The sequence below is a fragment of the Kribbella sp. NPDC048928 genome (assembly GCF_043197975.1).
Taxonomy (GTDB): domain Bacteria; phylum Actinomycetota; class Actinomycetes; order Propionibacteriales; family Kribbellaceae; genus Kribbella.
In genome coordinates this window covers 39,460-56,908 of the sequence record NZ_JBICUC010000015.1, presented here as the reverse complement: position 1 = coordinate 56,908, position 17,449 = coordinate 39,460, and the positions used below count along the sequence as shown (strand labels likewise).

Genomic DNA, 17,449 nt, shown 5'->3' with positions numbered 1-17,449 from the left:
CTTAGAACCTCCGCAAAGGGACAGGTGATGACCGTGCGAGTCCGCGATGTGATGACGACACCGGCTGTGACAGCGACCGAACACGACACGATCGGCGAGATCGTGCGGCTTCTGCTCGACGAGCAGGCCGGATCCGCGCCTGTCGTCGACGAGCGCGGCGCCCCGGTCGGCACGATCTCTCTTGATGTCACCGCCGTCCGGCCGGACGACGACGTCGCCACGGTCGCCGAAATGATGCGTTCGACCAGGACCACGATCCTGCCGGTCGTCGACGAGCGACGGGTCGTCGGAACGGTCACCCTCGACTGCCTCGTCGCGGCGCTCCGGGACGACCCCGCCTCCGATTCGCACCACCGCCGTCTCGCCGACGCATCCGCCGGCACGGCACGTCCGAAGGAACACCCATGACCATCGCAGGCGTCATCGTCGCCGTACTGCTGCTCCTGCTCCTCTCCTGCATCCGCATCGTGACGCAGTACGAGAAGGGCGTCCTGTTCCGGCTGGGCCGCCTGAAGGCCGTCCGCGAGCCTGGACTGCGGCTGATCATCCCGTTCGTCGACGTACTGCGGAAGGTATCGCTGCGGGTGGTGACCCGGCCGATCCAGTCGCAGGGCATCATCACCAAGGACAACGTCAGCGTCGACATCTCCGCGGTCGCGTACTACAAGGTCGTCGACGCTGCGAAGTCGGTGCTCGCGATCGAGAACGTCGCGGCCGCCATCGATCAGATCGCGCAGACCACGCTCCGCGGTGTCGTCGGCCGGCACACGCTGGACGAGACTCTCGCCGAGACCGAGGAGATCAACGCCAACCTCCGCGAGATCCTCGACCGGACCACCACCGAGTGGGGCGTGCTGGTGACGCTGGTGCAACTCAAGGACATCCAGCTGCCCGACACCATGAAGCGGGCAATGGCACGGCAGGCCGAAGCCGAGCGGGAGAAGCGCGCCAAGATCATCGCCGCCGAAGGCGAAGCGCTCGCCGCCGCGTCGCTGGGCGAGGCGTCCGACACGATGATGGCGCACCCACTGGCGCTGCAGCTGCGGAACCTCCAGAGCCTCGTCGAGATCGGCGTCGACAAGAACTCGACCGTCGTGTTCCCCGCCCCGCTGATGAGCACGATCGGCGAACTCGGCAGCTTCCTGCACCGCGAAACCACAGCAGCCGCCGCCCAGCTCCCGGGCCCACAATCCGCCAACGGCACTCCCACCCCCCGACCGACAACACACCCGGCAGCCTGACCAACGGTGCGGTGGAACCGGACCGTCTCTTGCGATCGACCTTGGGAGTAGGCGATGACCATCACGAGTCCGCAGCCGATTCGAGCCGGTGAGGAGATGCGGCGCCTCGCACGCTTCCATCGTGACGTTCGCTGGACCGGCACCGTCCGGGCCGGCGGCATGGGACCAGGTAGCCCGGAGATGACGGCGATCGGTGAAGGGCGTCACCACACCATCCAGAACGGCCTGTGGATTGTCGGCGACTACCAGCAGGACCAGTACCTCGCCGACGAAACGTTCGTCCAGCACTGGGAGCTGCACTGGGTCGCCGGCTGGGATCCGCAAGCCGGCGAGTACCGCGCCTCCGCCGCGGACAACTACGGCCACCTCGAGCTGCTCGCCGGAAGCATCGACGGCAGGCTCCTCACGTTCCGCAGCATCGGGAACCCGCCGGTCCGTCTCCAGCTCTTCTGGCACATCGTCGACGACAACACGATGACGTGGCGCAACGAGATCTCGGTGGACGGCGGCGCGTTCCAGCTGGTCGAACGCTACGACTGCACGACGATCCGCTGACAGACTGTCGTGCCGGTTGCCGGCCGCGCCTAGCAGGCGTGCAGGTCGATGGTCCAGGCGTTGCGTTCGAAGGCGGCGTCGAAGGCGATGCCGCCGGCCGTGCCGTCGGCTTCCGGAGAGTCCGGTACGGCGCCCCACGTGATCGCGGGCAGGTGCGTGATCACCGCGCCGCCGCGCGAGTCGCAGCCGGCATTGGCGGTCTCGACGTACCGGACCAGCAGCAGCACCTCCGCGACCAGCCGCGAGTCTCGCGGTACGACGGCGATCGGGGACGACACCGACGCCATCGACCGCGCTGCCGCGAGGTCGCGGTCGAAGCGCGCCGCGGCCACGTGACCGCGGCGGAGTTCGCTGAGAAGGTTCGCCGTACCGCTGTGCGGCGTTCCCGGCGGCATGTTCTGGAACGACGTGAGTGCGGCGCGCCGCGATGCCAGGTCGCTGAGTACCAGGACGACCGACTGCTGCAGGTCGTGCTTCATGCCTGCCGGAATCGGTGCCGCGACCGGCTGCAGATCGGCTGCTCGCACCTTGCGCTCGACTGCTGGGTCGGCTGCGGTCCAGGGCGGTCCGGCGGCATTGATCGCGGCAGCCGCCGCCTTCAGCTGCCGATCGAGAGCGTCGGCCCGGGTGAAGAACGGCGCGAGCGCTGCGGCAGCGCTGCGACCCGGTGCCGTCGTCGGGGTGTTCGCTGGTGCCGTTGCGGAGGCGGACGGTCCCGCACCCGGACTTGCCTGTCCCTTGTCCCGGTTCGCGCGGATCACCAGGACGGTGGTGGCGCCGGCGGCCAGTGCGACGGCGACGACCGCCGCGAGGACGATGGTCCAGAGTTTCTTGTTCCGGCCGCCGTTGCCACCGGATGAGGCAGTCTCGAACATGCGATCTCCCCCTGAGTAGCCTTCTGAGTCGTACCCTCAGGGAAGCCCGGCCGCAGGCGTGCGCCCAGGGGTGTTAGCCCCCATGTCCCAGCCGAAGGTCCCTGGTGTCGGGAGCGGGCGTCGAGCCGGTGCCGGGGGGCTTTCGGCCGGTTCGTCCGGGACCGATGGCCCTGCAGTCGGGATGCTGCGGCAGCCGAGGCTGTGGACATGAGCTGGTCGATGGATCCGTACATGTTCGGCGCCGCGCGCTTCTTCTGGCCCTGGGCAGGATCAGAAGAAGCGCAGCCCCGCCCGGCCCCGCGCCGCCGCTTCGGCCGGCACCGTGCCCAGGCGAACCCAGTACCCGAGGCGGTCGAGACGGACGCCGGTCAGTGGCCGGGCCTGTGGCTGCTGGCACCGGTGGACGAGGACGAGGTCATCGCCTTCGGACGCGAGCTCGAGGCAGCCGAGGACGTCGTCGGTGCCCTCCTGACCGAGCACTGATCAAGCTCGGACAGCAGGTCCCCGTCACGCCAGCGAGAGAAACAGCTTCTCCATCTTCTTGGTGTCGACGCTGTCCGGCCCGTCACCGTTCACGATGCATTGACGCAGCCCGGTCGCGACAACGGCGAAGCCGGCCCGATCCAGCGCGCGCGACACCGCGGCCAACTGCGTCACGACGTCCTCGCAGTCCCGCCCCTCCTCGAGCATCCGCAGCACGCCGGCCAACTGGCCCTGCGCCCTCTTGATCCGGTTGACGACCGGACCCAGCTCGCTCGGCTCGAGCGTCGTCATCTCGTCTCCTCGCTGACTGCGGCAAGCGCAGCGGTGAGCCGCTGCTTGGCCTCCTGCGCGACGCTCCGCAGCTCGGGCGCGTTGTTCAGCTCCGCCATCATGTCGGGGTCGAACGCTTCGACCACGCAACTCGCCGTACCGGTCTCCCGAACGACCACGTTGCACGGCAGCATTGCGGCGATCGACGGATCCGCCTGTAGCGCGCGGTAGGCCAGCGGCGGCCGGCACGCGCCCAGGATGACCTGCGCGGGTACGTCGACACCGAGCTTGGCCGCCAGCACCGTCTTCAAGTCGATCTCGGTCAGAACGCCGAACCCCTGACCGGCCAGCGCGGCACGGACCGCTTCGACGGTCTCGCCGTACGGCCTGCCGACCTCCGTCGTCAGCGTGTAGCCCGGCATTTACGCGCCCCGGGCCACGGTGCGCGCCCTGTCCACGTCCAGTTCGCGTACGGCGGTGATGACCTGCTCCAGCGCCTGCGCCGGAAGTGCGCCGGGCTGCGAGAAGACCAGCGACCCTTCCTTGAAGGCCATCAGCGTCGGAATCGACGTGATCCCGGCCGCCGCGGCCAGTGCCTGCTCCGCCTCGGTGTCGACCTTGGCGAAGACGATGTCGGTGTGCTGGTCCACGGCCGCCGCGAAGATTGGTGCGAACATCCGACACGGCCCGCACCACGCCGCCCAGAAGTCGACCAGGACGATGTCGTTCCCGGTGATCGTCTGCTCGAAGTCTGCGGCCGTCAGCTCGATGGTGCTCATGTGCTCTCCTCCCGAACCGGGACGCCCGCGCCGTTCGCGATACCCCCCGGGGTGTTTTCTGGTTCAACATTACATACCCCGGGGGTATTCCAAGGAGCCCGAGAGGCCGGACACGATGCCGCGATACGCGAGGCGCAACTCGCCGGTCGACGGCTCGGCGGACAGTTCGGGCTCCAGCTGTTCGAACTCGGCGAGCACGGCCGGCGTGCTCCCCGGCGTTCAGGGCGCGAGCCCGCGGGACGGTGCTTTGGTCGCGGGGCTGGCCGCGCTCGGGATCTCGTGGCGCGAGGCGCTCGGCGCGGTCGCACTCACCGCCTTGCTGTACTGGATTCCCGCCATCCTGATCGGTGGCAGTGCGCTGTTGCTGCGCTGGCGCGGCTGGTTCACCGAACGACACCCCGCAGTGGAACCGGCATGATTCGGCCGCTGGTTGTGGCGCATCGTGCGGGCAACGATCCTGGCACACCGCGGGCTGCTCTGGACCTCGGCGCCGATCTCGTCGAGGCCTCGGCGTCGAAGGAGTGATCGGCAAGCACCTCGCAATCCTGCGGACCTGAGGAAAGTCTTCAGCCGGTCGGCCTCGCCGTGGCCGCGGCGAAGCCGACCAGTACTGTGTCTCCTAACCGGCCCGGTACAGCGAGCCGCCGCCCGTGATACCGATCGTCGCTGCCGCGCCCCCGACGTTCAGGCCCACGAGGAACGTGGTGCCTGACCAGCGGGTGGTGTAGGTGACAGAGCCGGACGCGCGCACCGGGACGACGAAGGACAGGATCGACGCCGACTTGCCGGAGCGGGCCATCATGATCGTCGGCGCAGACTTGCGCACGTAGCTGCTCGGGTAGGTCCAGCCCTGGATCGGGCTGGTCTGCCCCTGCTTCACCAGGATCGCACCCGCCGGCAACGCCTGCTTGAACGGCACCTGGAAGATCACCGTCCGGGTCGTGTCTCCGGGCGCCATCGCCACCGCCGTCGTTCGTGAGTACACCGTCGCCCGCTGATCGGCCGGGAGGTGCCACAAGGTCTGGAACGCCTGCGCGGTCTTCGCGGACGCACTGTCCCAGGTGACAATCAGGTCCGGGTCCTTCAGTACCAGCACCCTGCGCACCCGGCTGATCCCCGCACCCGGAGCATCAGTGAACTGGTACGACTCCGAGGTCGTCTTCACCGTGTACGCGTTGAGTTTCGTCACCGGGTTCACGTCTGTCGACATCGGCGTCGTCAGCACACTGTGCGCGCTCGGGCTCACGGTCCAGGTGCGGTACACCCCTGCGTTGTAAGCGGCGTACCCGCCGTTGATGATGATGTCGCGGCCGCGAGCCGTGTACGTGATGCTCGTGTGGTCGCTGTGCCCGTGGTACGCGCGGGCCGGTCCGAACCGGATGCTGTACGCCGACTCGCCGGTGAACCCTCTGGCTGGATCGGTGCCCCAGCCGGTCCGGCCGAACACGTACCCGTTCGAGTACACACCGACCCGCCACGGCGGAACGGTGCCCGACTTGCCCAGCGACCCGGCGTACTCCATCGGCGTCCCTGCGTACGGGTACGTCGCCTGCAGTTCGGTGTCGCCGATCTGCGGCAGCTTGCCGAGCGAGTTCGTTGCCAGCGCCAACCACTTCGCGAGCAATGCGCGCCGGGTCGCGATCGTCGTACCTGGATCAACCCCACCGTTCTGCAGCACGGCCATCGCCCGGCCCCAGAGCGCGTAGTTGAAGGAGGCGTACCCCGTGGATTGTTCGTTGGTCGACCCTTGCGCGTCGATCGCCGTGGTGATGCCTGCCGCGAGGCGTTGCACTGCCAGGTTCTTGTAGTCGCTGCGGCTCAGGGTCACGCCGACGCCGAACAGGGCGATGCTCTCGTCGGTGCCGTGGTTCCAGGCGCCGCTCCAGTAGTTCGTCAAAAACCGCGCGTGGCTCAGCAGCGCCGAGTCGAGCCAGGCGTATCGCGTCGGCAGCGTGGTGACCTGCAGTCCGGACAGGATCGCCTGCCGGAGGCAGACCAGCACGTTCGTGCGGTGCATGGTCGACTCCCACGCGCCGACGTTCGCCTTCCACGAGTACGGGTTGTCGCGGTACCAGTCGTACGCGATCGTGTTCACCCTTGTCATGGCGGTCAGATCACCCTTGCTAGCGGCAACGATTCCCTGTCCCAGCCAGCGCAGCGAGTGAAACCACATGTACCAGCTCGCGTTCTTGTACGGGTTCAGCGACCAGTTGATGTTGCCGCCACCGTTCCCCACCTTGTACGGCGCGTACGGCGCCCAGGTGAACTTGTCGGCGTACAGGTTCGCCAATGGGTTCTGCGCATCAAGACCGCTGAACCCCGGACACGCGTAGAACGGCGCGACCAGGCTGCGCACGGGCGCCGTACCAATATCCGTCGCCGGTGCCGCAGTTGCCGGTACGACGTTACTGGCACCGGCCACGAACTGGGCCTGCGCCGGCTCCTCCGGCGCCGCCACGATCGTGATTCCCGGTGCCGCCGACGGCACCGCCGGCGCACCGGCCGCCGTCGCCGAGGCCATCACCACGACGCCGATCGCCATGATCAGCCAACTCGTTCGTCTCGATCTCATCGGACCTCCCCTCTCAACACCGCCGCCGTACGGCAGCGGTTCAATCGAGGGTCCGGCCAGTCACGATCGCTCCCCAGAGTCCAACGTCCCGAGCACCACGGGACGATCAGCTGTGCAAGTGCACGCGCTGGTGCGTGATCACCTCGATGTCCGAGGCCGCGGCGTGCAGCAGTTTGTGCGCGAGGTCCGACAGCGCGCGGGCCTCCGCGTGCGTGGTCCGGTCGTCGTCGTGCTCGTCGACGTAGATGTCGACACGCCACCGCCTGCTGGTGATCATGATGTGGTCCTTCCGCGCGAGGTCTCCGCTGTCGCTGCCATCGTCGGAGTTCCATCGGCGCCGGACCAGGGCCGTCCGGTCCTGGACGAGCGGGAACTTGTGCCCTGCCGGGCGCGCTTCGTCCGGCGTGTGCTGGAGGTGTGAGAAGGGAGTCGGCCATGAGTGACCTCGACAAGGGCCGCATCCAGAAGGATGCGCAACGCGCCGTCGCGCGCCGCCGTACCGGTGGCTCGGCACTGCCCGAGCAGGCGATCCTGCGCCACCTCGGCATCGAGCTGTACCGCGAACAGCACCACGACGAGCACCACGACCAGCCCGAGGAAGAACCTGCGGACGAACCGACGAAGAAATGACCCAGCGCACCGAGAAGCTGCCGTGGTGGAGTAGGCCCCTACGGATTGCGATCCGGGCGATCGCGATCGTGGTGTTCGTCGTACTGACCGTCCTGCAACTCCTGCACTAACCCACGGGCACCCGCGCCCGGGCAACCGCCGGGAAACGGAGCTTTCGCAGTGGCGTTCCGATGCCGTACGTGACGAACTGGTCCTCGGCGAAGATCTCCACGATCCGGCAGTTCGCGAGCCGTTCAGCCGGCACGGGCCTGGCCAGCGCCGGCGGCAACGAGCCGGTGTCCGGTCGCCCTACCCGGTGCACCACCGCCCGCGCGTGGAAGCTGACAGTCGCCGGTGGGATCGGAAACAACAGTGAGAACACTCCCCCGCGCCCTACCGGCACCGTCACCGCGACCTGCCCCGTGGCCGGGATGTGCAGCGCCTTCCAGCTCGTCGGCGCCGCTGCAACGTACAGCCTGTCGTGGCCGGCCGTGTACACGACTCCGCTCGACCTCGGTTGCCCGCTCGGCGTCACATAACTCAGAACCGCGAACGAGGCTCGCGTCAGCTGTCGCCAGATCTGGTTCCTGCTCGGTCTGTTTGTCATCGTCGTGCCTCCGCAACGGCACGACCCGGTCCCCGCAGGCGCCGGCGTCCAGCTCCGACTGCGCAGTCATCACCACGGCGGCACCGCGGGCAGCAGCGTCTTGCAGCAAAGCGGGTAGGACCTCACGTGCCTCGTCGTCCAATTCGGTCATCGGGTCGTCCAAGACGATCAGCTCGGGCTCGTGCATGAGCGCCTGGATGATGCCCAGCCGACGCAGCTGACCACGGGAGAGATCCGCCATCGGGCGATCCAGGTCCAGCCCGAGACGGGCAGCCAGCTCGTGCGCGTACGACGTACCGCAGCCACGGACTGCCGCGCAGATGTCCAGGACGTCCCGCGAAGTCAGCGAGCCCATCGTCTCCAGATCCTTGACCAGGAAGCCGATCCGGCTCTTCAGCTCGGCGGTGAACGGATCCGTCCCCATCACCGACACCGCCCCGGCGGCAGCCAGCTCGCCGACCAGCACGCGGCTGACCGTGCTCTTGCCCGACCCGTTCGGACCGGCCAGCACGACTACTTCGCCGTACCGCACGATCAGGTCCGGGAACCGCACGCCGTACGCCGACAGAGCTGTCAGCCGTACTGCCTCGTCCAACCGCTCCACCGTGCTCATCACAGCCTCCCATCGATTGCTTCGAGTCTCTGTCGCGGGGTGTGAGCCAGACCACAGGCGTCAGACCCGACTGCGGTAGACAGAGGTCCCCGGACCTACCCGTCCACGTGGGCTGCCCGAACAGGCCGTTCGGCGGGATCGGCCGGGACCGTTGGCCCCTCGACTGGGCGTGCCGACCAAGACCACTCTGACACTCCGGCTGTCGCGCGACGAGGGAACAGACGATGACAGGGTCCAGATCGAGTGCGACGGCAGAGCGTTCGCCGTGGCTGATGCTCGCACTCGCCACCGTGGGGTTCGCCGTGAACTTCTGGGCCAGGGCGCTGCTCAGCCCGCCGGCGTGAAGGAAGGCCACAGCGTCGCCGTTGTCGGGGACGGCGCGGTCGGCCTGTCCGCAGTGCTGGCGGCCAAGAAGCTCGGCGCGCGCCGGATCATCGCGCTCAGCCGCAACCCCGCCCGCCAGACCGTCGCCAAGGAGTTCGGTGCCACCGACATCATCGAGGAACGCGGCAACGACGCGGTCAAGGCCGTCCTGCGGCTGACCAACGGCGCCGGAGTCGACGCCGCACTCGAATGCGTCGGAACCGACCAGTCGATCGAAACCTGCGCGGGCATCACCCGCGCCGGCGGCATGATCGGCGCCGTCGGCGTACCGCTGTACGAGACGTTCGAGTACAAGACGCTGTTCTGGAAGAACATCGGCATCAAGGGCGGAGTGGCACCGGCCCGTCGCTACATCCCCGAACTGCTCGACGACGTCCTCGCCGGATGGATCAACCCCGGCCTCGTCTTCGATTACACCACCGACCTCGACCATGTCGCCGACGCCTACACCGCCATGGACGAACGCCGCGCCATCAAGTCTCTGCTCACCGTCAGCCACCCCTGACCGTTTCACCACTCCAAGGAGCAATCGTGCAGATAGTCCCGCGCCCAGCGACCACCAAGAATCCGCCCAACAAATTCACCGGCGACGTCTGGCTCGACCCAATCGCCTCACCACGCGACGAAGGGCAGCGGATGATCGTCGCGAACGTCCGGTTCGCGCCCGGCGCCCGGACCGCGTGGCACTCCCACGCCCTCGGGCAGACCCTGCGCATCGCCCAAGGAGTCGCGTGGATCCAGTCCCGCGGCGGCCAGAAAGTCACCGCTCACCCGGGACAGACAATCTACTGCCCACCCGGCGAGGAACACTGGCACGGCGCCACACCCGACGCCTTCATGGAACACCTCGCGATGCTCGACAACGCAAACGACCCCGCCACCACGACCACCTGGCTCGAACACGTCAGCGACGACGAATACACCGCCACCGGACAGGAGATTTCATGACGAACGCCGAAGACCAGACACCAGCTCAGCGCTTGATCGGAGGCTGGTGCGGTTGCCGTCGGCATCCCAGCCGTAGCTAGTGGTGGATACGACCGCGTTGTTCTGGCTGACCGTTGATGTGGTGAGGCGGCCCGCGTCGTCGTAGTTGTAGCTGGTGCTGTTGGACGCTGCGTTGCCGGACTCGGATTGTTCTAGTGATGCGGTTTGCCCGTCGGCGGTATAGGTGGCGGCGATCTTGTAGGCGTTCGAGCCTAGGTATGAGGTGGGACGTCGATTGGCGTCGTATGAGCGAGACTCATAGCCGGTGGTCGGACTGACCGCCGACTTGACGCTGATCTGGCTGCCATTGGTGTAGCTGTAGTTCAGGTTGATCCCGCCGCGGACCGTCGCGAGTCGGCCGAGGGTGTCGTATCCGTAGCTCGTGGTCGCTGCGCCAGGCGCCGTACGGGCGGTCAACCGTTGCGCCGCGTCATACCCGTACGTGGTGTTGCCGGATGCATCGGTGCTGGAGGCAAGCAGTCCACGGTTGTCGTACCCGAAGCTCAGTGTCTGCGTGGATGTGGCAGCGGTGGCCAGTCGACTGGCGGAATCGTAGGTGTAGTTGCGTGTTTCGGTGCCCGCCGTGCGTTGCGACATGCGGCCGGCGGCGTCGTAGCTGTTGCTGATCGAACGCCCGGACGGCTTGACGGTCTTGGTGAGGCGGCCCTCGCCGTCGTAGTCGAAGCGCGTGACGGCGCCGACGGGGTTGGTCTCGGAGCTGAGCCTGGTTGCGTCGTCGTACGCGTAGGAGTAGGTACCGCCGCGCGGCAGGACGACCTTCGCGAGCTGACGATCTGCGTTGTAGACGTACCGGCTCGTGTTGCCGAGGGCATCGGATGCGGTCGAGATTCGGTTGTCGGCGTCGTACGTTCAAGTCGAGCTGGTTCCACTCGGCCGCGTCAGCTTGACCTGGTTCCCGGCTCCGTCATAGACGGTGGTTGTCCGGGCGCCCAGCGGGTCTACTGATGCGGTCGGATTGCCCCGTACGTCGTACTCGTAAGAGGTGGTGTTTCCGCTGTCTGCGGGTGAGCACGTGTCCGAGCACATCGTAGGTGTAGGCGTTCCCGGGCCACTCGCCGATCGTGTTCGTCTGGGTGAGCCGGTCGAGCAGGTCGTAGGTGCTGACCCAGCTCGCCCCGCTCATGTCACTGCGCACGGACGGTCGGCCGACCGGGTCATACCCGGTCGCGCTGACCACGCCGGTGGGGTCAGTGGTCTTGGCCAGCCGACCGACAACGTCGTAGACGTACGTCGTGGTGTATCCGAGCGGATCGTGCCGATGCCATCCTCGTACGCAACGATCGCCAAGGAGCACATGGAGCGCTTCGGCACGACGACCTTCGCACTGCCGTGGGAGCGCTTGGACGGAGAAATCCGCGAAGTGGATCTCCTGTTCATCTGGCGCGATGGCCGGCCACTACGAGGAAGGCTCTTCGATGAGATCGTCTGGAAACCTGCAGTCTCGGCGAGCGGCGTCATCCCCCCGCCGACGACGGACGGCCGCGGGCGGCGGTACTACAAGACGAACCGCAAGACCGGACTGCACGCGCTGCGCCACTACTATGCCAGCATCACCCTCGCCGACGGCGTCAACATCAAGGAGCTGTCCGAGTACCTCGGACACCACGATCCAGGCTTCACGCTGGAGCAGTACACGCACCTCCTACCGTCGTCGCACGAGCGTGCCAGGCAGGCGGTCGATCGCCGGCTGGAACGGCTCGCTGTGCGCCTGACGGAGCAGGGATCGTCTGAACCTCGATCCTGAGGAACTCGATACCGGTCCTGGTCTACTCTGAAGAGGTGTTCAAACAGACCAACAGCCCTTATAACAGGACTGTTCCAGCTCTCCTAAGCAACGTTCCAAGCAATCCCAGGGCGCGGGTCACATCCGGGGCAGTGGGGGTTCGCACGAAGATCCATCAGATCTATGCCGACACCCCCATCGGCACCAAGGTCCAGGTCTACGGCGAGTTCTAGGTGATACGTCGCCTCGCGCTGCTCGCCGTACTCGCGCTCACAGCCTGCAGCGCCCAACCCGACACCACCCCGGCTCCCACCGCCAGCGCGACACCAACAGTCGTCCCGCTAACAGCCGCCCAAGCAACCAAAGCCGCACTGCGGATCACGGACCTTCCCAAAGGCTGGGAAGCCGGCGTGGCACCCGATCCCATCCCGACACTCGGCATACCGATCAAGTACGACCCAGTCGAGTGCCAACTGCTGCGCGATCCGCTGCGGAATCCAGCCTCACCACCGACGACCAGCATCCGCGGGCATTATCTGCTCCGCGCCGACAACCCCAACGACGACAAGGTAACCACCGAACTGATCGCGTCATGGCCGACTTCGCAACTCCCGCTCCTGCGGAGGATTACTGAGGCGTTGCCGCATTGCGCGACGTACGCCGGCAGCATAGAGGACGAGTCGTACAGGCTGTTCGCACGGCAGTTGCCGGTGGCCGGACTGCGGGACGGGATCGTGTTGCGGTTCGGGGACCCGAGCGATCCGAAGCTGACGTCCGGCACATGGTCGGCGTACGTCGTGCGCGGCAGCACCGTCCTCGCTCTCAGGGCTGACAGCGACACGTTCAGCACTGATGCCGAGTTTGCGCGGTTTGTGACGACAGCCGTGGCGCGGTTGGATGGTGTGGTGGGTTAGGTGGCGGGTTTGTTGTCTACCTTTACCTGGTAGCTTGCTTTGCGGTCTTCGTATGAGGTGACGGTTGCGGTCAGGCCGTACCGGGTCTTGCCGGCCTTCAGTTCGCAGCGGATGGACTCACCGGCTTTTGCCTTCACCGAACCGGGGCACGTCACCGCGTCCGGGCGTTTGCCGACCGACTTCTCGAGTGCGTCGACGATGCCCTTCTCGAGGTTCTCCTTCGAGATGGTCGGATCCGACCCGAACTTCGCCGAGCATCCGGTCAGGGTGATGAGGACGCAGGCGGCGCCTGCCAGGGTGGTACGTACAGCCAGCAACATCCGAAAGTCTCCTTTGAAGGGCCCGAGCGAGGAAACTAGTCGCGCTCACTGTCGCCCCGCTGCCCGTACTCCACCCGTAGTCCTTAAGGGTGAGACCTTTCGATGGAGTCGAGGAGCCAGGCCAGGCCTGATTCGAAGTTGTCGGGCAAGCCGGCGAAGCCGTGGCGTAGCAGCGGGGCGATGTGCGGATGGTCGCCGCTGTCGGCGCGTTCGGTCAGGTACGTGTTGACGGTCGAGGTCCACTCGCCGGCGGCTGCCGGATCCGTGGGGACGGCGCGGCGCTGGGCGGCGATGCGGGTCACGTAGCCGACGGTGTAGTCGTTGACCGCGGTCGCGATGTTCCACGCCTCTTCCGCGCTGACCGACAGCGGCGCCACCGCGCGGATCCACTCGTCGAGTACGCGGAGGGTGTTCGGTCCCAGCTGGATGCGATCGACCAGCAACTCGATCGACCACGGGTGTGCGAGGCCCTGGTCCCTGGTCCGCCGGGCGATCGCTTCGAGCGCACTCCGCCAGTCCGGCGGGAGTTCGTCACCGAGCACGCTCTCGCCGGCGAGCTGGTCGAACATCAGGTCGAGCAGATCATCCTTGCTCGACACGTGACCGTACAGGCTCATCGGCCGGACGCCGAGCCACGCGGCAACGCTGCGGATCGAGACGGCGTCGAGGCCGTCCCGATCGGCCAGATCCACGGCCGCCTGCACGATGGATTCGCGGGTGAGCGTACGGCGCCGCGGCTGGCGATCGTTCCGCGCCCAGACCGGGCCCACGGGTTGGGCGTCCCGTGACGAGGAGGAGGGCGTCATGTCGGGCATCGTACGACCCTGCGCGACGACATCGACTCATCCCGGGTCAACGAGGCGGCGGCGGTACGGGATACCCGCCGGCGAACGCGTCGAACTCCGCAGCCTCGGCCACGTCCGACCGCTTCTTCTCGCCGACGAACAGCAGCGCACCGAGCACGACCACGCACAGCGCGACAGCCACGTACAACCACTGCCGATCGATCCCGCCGCGCAGGTTCACGGTACGGATCGTGGCGACCGCCAGGATCCACACCAACGACAACGGCATCAGCCGCGTCCAGCCGAAGTGCATGAACTGGTCGTACCGCAGCCGCGGCAGCGTCCCACGCAGCCAGATGAAGACGAAGAGGAAGAACAGCATCTTGCCCATGAACCACAGCACCGGCCAGTAGCCGCTGTTGGCACCGTCCCAGAAACTGATCGGCCACGGCGCATGCCAGCCGCCCAGGAACAAGGTGGTGGCCATCGCCGACACCGTGCCCATGTTTACGTATTCAGCGAGGAAGAACAGCATGAACTTCGCCGACGAGTACTCCGTATGGAACCCACCGACCAGCTCGCCCTCCGCCTCCGGCAGGTCGAACGGAGCCCGGTTGGTCTCGCCGATCATCGAGATCACGTAGATCACGAACGACGGCGCGAGCACGAGCCCGTACCAGAGGTGCGACTGGGCCGCGACGATCTCGGACGTCGACATCGACCCGGCGTACAGGAACACCGCGACGAACGAGAGCCCCATCGAGACCTCGTACGAGATCATCTGGGCGCTCGACCGGAGCCCGCCGAGCAAGGAGTACGTCGACCCGGACGACCAGCCGCCGAGCACGATGCCGTAGATGCCGACCGAGGCCATCGCGAGTACGAAGATCACTGCCACCGGCAGGTCCGTGAGCTGCAGGTGTGTGGACGTGTCGCTCCATGGCAGCTTCACCGCCGGCCCGAACGGAATCACCGACCAGGTCACAAACGCCGGAACGACGACGATCAACGGCGCGAGCACGAAGATCACCCGGTCGGCGGTCTTCGGGATCAGATCCTCTTTGAGGATCAGCTTCATGCCGTCGGCCAACGACTGCAGCAACCCGAACGGCCCGTTGACGCTGGGCCCGATCCGCTGCTGCATCCGGGCGACCACCCGCCGTTCCGCCCAGATGCTGAACAACGTCAGGAGCATCAGAATCACAAAGATCAGCACGGCCTTGACCAGCATCAGCCACCAGGCGTCCTGGCCGAACCCGCTCGGCCCAGCCCCCGCAACGACCACAGGCATGCCACGTCACCCCACAACTCGACTCCACTAACAGATACGGTGTATCAGTTAGAGGACAAGCACCGCAACCTTCGCGGCCACACAGCTCGCCGTAACTCGCTGTAACTCGCTGTAACACCGCTCGCCGTCAGCCGATAGGTGAGTCGCTAGCTCGTGTTGAACAGATTGGATCCGGGGGGATCGCATGCGGTGGATGGCTGTTGCAGCGGTGTGTTCGATTGCTGTGGTCGGGTGCGCCGGGAAACCGGAGCGCGCTGACACACTTCCTGGTGCTGCCAGTGAGTCCAAGACAACTGAAACGACCAAGACGGCTCGGCAACCACCGACGGTCCCCGCAGTTCCGAAGGAGTCCACGCTCTCGGCGGCGCAGGCCAAGCGTGCATTGCTGACGCTCGACGACATGCCCACCGGCTGGTCGCAGGAGAAGCCGGATCCGGGAAGCGACGATGAGACCGTGACACCGAAGCGTTGTGCGACGGTTTTCGACGCTCTCGGCGACCGGGATCCGCTCAGCGAGGCGGAGGCATCGTTCAGCGCCGGTGACCTCGGCCCGTCTCTGGATCACACCGTCAGCTCTTGGCCGAAATCGCAGGTGCAGGCGCTGAAAGCGATCACCCAGGCACTTCGGCAATGCCCGAAGTTCACCAGCACGTCGAAGGACGGCAGCTCGGCGACGTTCGAAGCGACCGGCCTGTCGTTTCCGAACCTCGGCGATCGCACTCTCGCGCTACGTCTGAAGGGCAAGACCGATGGCATCGGCGTCGTAGTTGACGTCGTGTACATCGCCAAAGGCAACAACACCGTCGTCTTGATAGCGTCCGGCCTCCAGCCACTGGAAGGCGCCACTTTTGAGAAGCTCGCCCGGACTGCGATCGGTCGTCTGAACGCCGCAGCAGCCTAGTACTACAGCAGGACTTCGTGATGTCGGGGACCCGGCCCGGACGGGGCGGGTTGGGGAGGATTCACCGCCCGAATCGGGAAGAAATGCACCCCAGGCTCGGCTCGGAGTGCGCTGAGTTGCGGTCACTGAGTCCGGCTGTAGTGCTAGGAAAGCGTTGGCCAGTTGCGCTGCTCGGTGCGGCGGCTGTCGAGGTGTGCCACCAGGGCAAGGGCCTGGAGGTCTTGGTGGTGGGGTACGGCTAGTTGGGCGGCGATGGGGAGACCGGTGGTGGAGAAGCCGGCGTTGAGGGTGGTGGCGGGGTGGTGAGACATGTTGTAGGGGACGGTGAAGGCGATGTGTTCGAAGGGCTTGCCGGGGTCGTCGGTCGGGTAGGCGAGCTCGGCCGGGAAGGCTGTGATCGGGGCGACCGGCGACAGGATGACGTCGTACGTCGTGAAGATCTGGGTGACCGCGGACGCCATCGCGGCCATCTGGCTGTAGCCGTGGAAGACGTCCGCCGCGGTGAGGTCGGACGCGGTCGAGACCCACGTACGAATCTGGGGCAGGACCTTCGCGCGACGCTCCTCGGGGAGGGCCGCGATGTCGGTGGCGGACCGGATGCGCCAGAAGCGGTCGAGGCCGTCGAGCATCTCGCGGGTGATGATCGGGCTGATGGGTTCGACGATCGCACCCGCAGCCTCGAGTCGGGCAGCAACCGATGACACGGCCGCGGCGACCTCGGGATCGACCGGCAAACCCACGCCCGCGTCGAGGAGCAGCGCGACCCGCAGCCCGGAGACTTCGGCTTCGAAGACATCGGACGGCGACGGAAGGGACGTGTGGTCCCGCGGGTCGTACCCCGACATCACCGACAACGCCAGCGCCGCGTCACCTGCGGTTCGCGTCAACGGCCCGATCGCGCGCCCGGCGTACGGGTTGCCGACTGCGATCCGTCCGTGCGTCGGCTTCAGCCCGACCAGTCCGCACCACCCGGCGGGCAGCCGGATCGAGCCGCCGATGTCCGTACCGACATGGATCGGCCCGTACCCGGCGGCCGCGGCAGCAGCGGCGCCCGCGCTCGAACCGCCGGCCGTCTTCGACAGGTCCCACGGGTTCCGCGTCAACCGGTGGAACGTCGACACCCCCGACGACAACATCCCGTACTCCGGCATCGTCGTCTTGCTGAAGATCACCGCGCCCGCCGCCCGCAGTCGCGCCGCCGCCGGAGCATCCTCCGCAGCCGGGACCAACGGAGTCGCCGCAGTCCCTTGCGGTACGGGCGTTCCGCGCGTCGCGATGTTCTCCTTGACCGTCACCGGTACGCCGTCGAGCGCTCCCGCCGTACCGTCCCGCCAGCGCTGCTCGGACTCCTCCGCCGCCGCCCGCGCGCCCGACGGGTCCAACGCGTAGAGCGCGCACAGTTGCGGCTCCATCGACGACACCCGGTCGAGAACGTCGGAGATGACCTCGACAGGTGACACCGAACCGTCGCGGTACTTGGCCAGCAGTTCGGTTGCGGTCAGATCGGCGAGACTCATAG

At 66.9% G+C, this 17,449-nt stretch carries 24 protein-coding genes and 4 pseudogenes; 11 read left to right on the top strand and 17 right to left on the bottom strand.

Annotated elements, in window-relative coordinates:
• Positions 1 to 27: 27 nt before the first annotated feature.
• The 3 genes from ACGFI6_RS41010 to ACGFI6_RS41000 are packed head-to-tail and all read left to right on the top strand — an operon-like array spanning position 28 to position 1,796.
• Positions 28 to 408, top strand: a complete 381-nt coding sequence (locus ACGFI6_RS41010) for an HPP family protein (protein ID WP_393128118.1) — start codon at positions 28 to 30, stop codon at positions 406 to 408.
• Positions 405 to 1,241, top strand: coding sequence for a slipin family protein (locus ACGFI6_RS41005; protein WP_393128117.1), 837 nt, complete (start codon positions 405 to 407; stop codon positions 1,239 to 1,241). Before ACGFI6_RS41010 ends, ACGFI6_RS41005 begins: the two co-directional genes overlap by 4 nt.
• Before the next feature lie 54 nt (positions 1,242 to 1,295).
• A complete protein-coding gene (locus tag ACGFI6_RS41000; RefSeq protein WP_393128116.1) occupies positions 1,296 to 1,796 on the top strand; it encodes a DUF1579 family protein in 501 nt (166 codons plus the stop codon).
• 29 nt (positions 1,797 to 1,825) lie between these two features.
• On the opposite strand, the gene ACGFI6_RS40995 is transcribed toward ACGFI6_RS41000, so the two are convergent.
• Positions 1,826 to 2,671, bottom strand: coding sequence for a hypothetical protein (locus ACGFI6_RS40995; protein ID WP_393128115.1), 846 nt, complete (start codon positions 2,669 to 2,671; stop codon positions 1,826 to 1,828).
• A gap of 207 nt (positions 2,672 to 2,878) precedes the next feature.
• Here ACGFI6_RS40995 and ACGFI6_RS40990 point away from each other — a divergent pair, with 207 nt between their 5' ends.
• Positions 2,879 to 3,154 (top strand): hypothetical protein, encoded by a 276-nt coding sequence (locus ACGFI6_RS40990; protein ID WP_393128114.1) that lies wholly within the window; start codon positions 2,879 to 2,881, stop codon positions 3,152 to 3,154.
• Between the two features lie 24 nt (positions 3,155 to 3,178).
• Here the strand turns inward: ACGFI6_RS40990 and ACGFI6_RS40985 are convergent, their stop codons facing one another.
• The 3 genes from ACGFI6_RS40985 to trxA are packed head-to-tail and all read right to left on the bottom strand — an operon-like array spanning position 3,179 to position 4,203.
• Complete coding sequence (locus ACGFI6_RS40985) at positions 3,179 to 3,445, bottom strand: metal-sensitive transcriptional regulator (RefSeq protein WP_393128113.1); 267 nt, start codon at positions 3,443 to 3,445, stop codon at positions 3,179 to 3,181.
• Entirely contained in the window at positions 3,442 to 3,846 is a 405-nt protein-coding gene (locus tag ACGFI6_RS40980; RefSeq protein ID WP_393128112.1) for a DUF302 domain-containing protein, read from the bottom strand. The genes ACGFI6_RS40985 and ACGFI6_RS40980 overlap by 4 nt, the downstream gene beginning before the upstream one ends.
• Positions 3,847 to 4,203, bottom strand: a complete 357-nt coding sequence (trxA, locus tag ACGFI6_RS40975; protein WP_393128111.1) for a thioredoxin — start codon at positions 4,201 to 4,203, stop codon at positions 3,847 to 3,849.
• Positions 4,204 to 4,318: 115 nt separating this feature from the next.
• Between trxA and ACGFI6_RS40970 the strand changes: the two genes are divergently transcribed.
• Positions 4,319 to 4,621: a hypothetical protein gene (locus ACGFI6_RS40970; RefSeq protein ID WP_393128110.1), complete on the top strand. Its 303-nt coding sequence runs from the start codon at positions 4,319 to 4,321 to the stop codon at positions 4,619 to 4,621.
• Between the two features lie 201 nt (positions 4,622 to 4,822).
• Here the strand turns inward: ACGFI6_RS40970 and ACGFI6_RS40965 are convergent, their stop codons facing one another.
• Positions 4,823 to 6,775: a heparinase II/III family protein gene (locus tag ACGFI6_RS40965; RefSeq protein ID WP_393128109.1), complete on the bottom strand. Its 1,953-nt coding sequence runs from the start codon at positions 6,773 to 6,775 to the stop codon at positions 4,823 to 4,825.
• Positions 6,776 to 6,881: 106 nt separating this feature from the next.
• On the bottom strand, positions 6,882 to 7,052 hold the full coding sequence (locus tag ACGFI6_RS40960) for a dsRBD fold-containing protein (RefSeq protein ID WP_393128108.1): 171 nt from the start codon (positions 7,050 to 7,052) through the stop codon (positions 6,882 to 6,884).
• Between the two features lie 158 nt (positions 7,053 to 7,210).
• On the opposite strand from ACGFI6_RS40960, the gene ACGFI6_RS40955 reads away from it, so the two are divergent.
• Positions 7,211 to 7,405 carry a hypothetical protein gene (locus ACGFI6_RS40955; RefSeq protein ID WP_393128107.1) on the top strand — a complete coding sequence of 65 codons (195 nt, stop codon included), beginning with the start codon at positions 7,211 to 7,213 and terminating at the stop codon, positions 7,403 to 7,405.
• 106 nt (positions 7,406 to 7,511) lie between these two features.
• On the opposite strand, the gene ACGFI6_RS40950 is transcribed toward ACGFI6_RS40955, so the two are convergent.
• The 3 genes and pseudogenes from ACGFI6_RS40950 to ACGFI6_RS40940 all read right to left on the bottom strand — a co-directional run.
• On the bottom strand, positions 7,512 to 7,649 hold the full coding sequence (locus ACGFI6_RS40950; protein WP_393128148.1) for a hypothetical protein: 138 nt from the start codon (positions 7,647 to 7,649) through the stop codon (positions 7,512 to 7,514).
• Between the two features lie 114 nt (positions 7,650 to 7,763).
• A pseudogene (locus ACGFI6_RS40945) lies at positions 7,764 to 7,991 on the bottom strand (pyridoxamine 5'-phosphate oxidase family protein); the annotation flags it as partial.
• A 160-nt stretch (positions 7,992 to 8,151) separates the two neighbouring features.
• Positions 8,152 to 8,604: pseudogene (locus tag ACGFI6_RS40940) on the bottom strand (ATP-binding cassette domain-containing protein); the annotation flags it as partial.
• Between the two features lie 340 nt (positions 8,605 to 8,944).
• Here ACGFI6_RS40940 and ACGFI6_RS40935 point away from each other — a divergent pair.
• Both ACGFI6_RS40935 and ACGFI6_RS40930 read left to right on the top strand, forming a co-directional pair.
• Positions 8,945 to 9,493 (top strand): zinc-binding dehydrogenase, encoded by a 549-nt coding sequence (locus ACGFI6_RS40935; protein WP_393128106.1) that lies wholly within the window; start codon positions 8,945 to 8,947, stop codon positions 9,491 to 9,493.
• 26 nt (positions 9,494 to 9,519) lie between these two features.
• Positions 9,520 to 9,936 carry a cupin domain-containing protein gene (locus ACGFI6_RS40930; protein ID WP_393128105.1) on the top strand — a complete coding sequence of 139 codons (417 nt, stop codon included), beginning with the start codon at positions 9,520 to 9,522 and terminating at the stop codon, positions 9,934 to 9,936.
• On the opposite strand, the gene ACGFI6_RS40925 is transcribed toward ACGFI6_RS40930, so the two are convergent.
• The 4 genes and pseudogenes from ACGFI6_RS40925 to ACGFI6_RS40910 all read right to left on the bottom strand — a co-directional run.
• Positions 9,931 to 10,572: a hypothetical protein gene (locus ACGFI6_RS40925; protein WP_393128145.1), complete on the bottom strand. Its 642-nt coding sequence runs from the start codon at positions 10,570 to 10,572 to the stop codon at positions 9,931 to 9,933. The genes ACGFI6_RS40930 and ACGFI6_RS40925 overlap by 6 nt on opposite strands.
• Positions 10,570 to 10,830: pseudogene (locus ACGFI6_RS40920) on the bottom strand (RHS repeat protein); the annotation flags it as partial. The pseudogene ACGFI6_RS40920 and the gene ACGFI6_RS40925, both read right to left, overlap by 3 nt.
• A 15-nt stretch (positions 10,831 to 10,845) precedes the next feature.
• Positions 10,846 to 11,022, bottom strand: coding sequence for an RHS repeat domain-containing protein (locus ACGFI6_RS40915; RefSeq protein ID WP_393128104.1), 177 nt, complete (start codon positions 11,020 to 11,022; stop codon positions 10,846 to 10,848).
• Positions 11,023 to 11,182: 160 nt separating this feature from the next.
• Positions 11,183 to 11,290: pseudogene (locus ACGFI6_RS40910) on the bottom strand (hypothetical protein); the annotation flags it as partial.
• Here ACGFI6_RS40910 and ACGFI6_RS40905 point away from each other — a divergent pair.
• Both ACGFI6_RS40905 and ACGFI6_RS40900 read left to right on the top strand, forming a co-directional pair.
• Positions 11,249 to 11,740, top strand: coding sequence for a tyrosine-type recombinase/integrase (locus ACGFI6_RS40905; protein ID WP_393128103.1), 492 nt, complete (start codon positions 11,249 to 11,251; stop codon positions 11,738 to 11,740). The pseudogene ACGFI6_RS40910 and the gene ACGFI6_RS40905 sit on opposite strands and share 42 nt — an antisense overlap.
• 212 nt (positions 11,741 to 11,952) lie before the next feature.
• Entirely contained in the window at positions 11,953 to 12,633 is a 681-nt protein-coding gene (locus ACGFI6_RS40900) for a hypothetical protein (protein WP_393128102.1), read from the top strand.
• Here the strand turns inward: ACGFI6_RS40900 and ACGFI6_RS40895 are convergent.
• The 3 genes from ACGFI6_RS40895 to nuoH all read right to left on the bottom strand — a co-directional run bounded on the left by ACGFI6_RS40895 (position 12,630) and on the right by nuoH (position 15,029).
• Entirely contained in the window at positions 12,630 to 12,953 is a 324-nt protein-coding gene (locus ACGFI6_RS40895; protein WP_393128101.1) for a DUF4333 domain-containing protein, read from the bottom strand. The genes ACGFI6_RS40900 and ACGFI6_RS40895 overlap by 4 nt on opposite strands.
• Before the next feature lie 83 nt (positions 12,954 to 13,036).
• Positions 13,037 to 13,759 carry a TetR/AcrR family transcriptional regulator gene (locus ACGFI6_RS40890; protein WP_393128100.1) on the bottom strand — a complete coding sequence of 241 codons (723 nt, stop codon included), beginning with the start codon at positions 13,757 to 13,759 and terminating at the stop codon, positions 13,037 to 13,039.
• A gap of 46 nt (positions 13,760 to 13,805) precedes the next feature.
• Positions 13,806 to 15,029: an NADH-quinone oxidoreductase subunit NuoH gene (gene nuoH / locus ACGFI6_RS40885; RefSeq protein ID WP_393128099.1), complete on the bottom strand. Its 1,224-nt coding sequence runs from the start codon at positions 15,027 to 15,029 to the stop codon at positions 13,806 to 13,808.
• 193 nt (positions 15,030 to 15,222) lie between these two features.
• Here nuoH and ACGFI6_RS40880 point away from each other — a divergent pair, with 193 nt between their 5' ends.
• Positions 15,223 to 15,930, top strand: a complete 708-nt coding sequence (locus ACGFI6_RS40880) for a hypothetical protein (RefSeq protein WP_393128098.1) — start codon at positions 15,223 to 15,225, stop codon at positions 15,928 to 15,930.
• A gap of 143 nt (positions 15,931 to 16,073) precedes the next feature.
• Here ACGFI6_RS40880 and ACGFI6_RS40875 read toward each other — a convergent pair whose 3' ends face one another.
• Positions 16,074 to 17,447 (bottom strand): amidase, encoded by a 1,374-nt coding sequence (locus tag ACGFI6_RS40875; RefSeq protein WP_393128097.1) that lies wholly within the window; start codon positions 17,445 to 17,447, stop codon positions 16,074 to 16,076.
• Between the last annotated feature and the right edge of the window lie 2 nt (positions 17,448 to 17,449).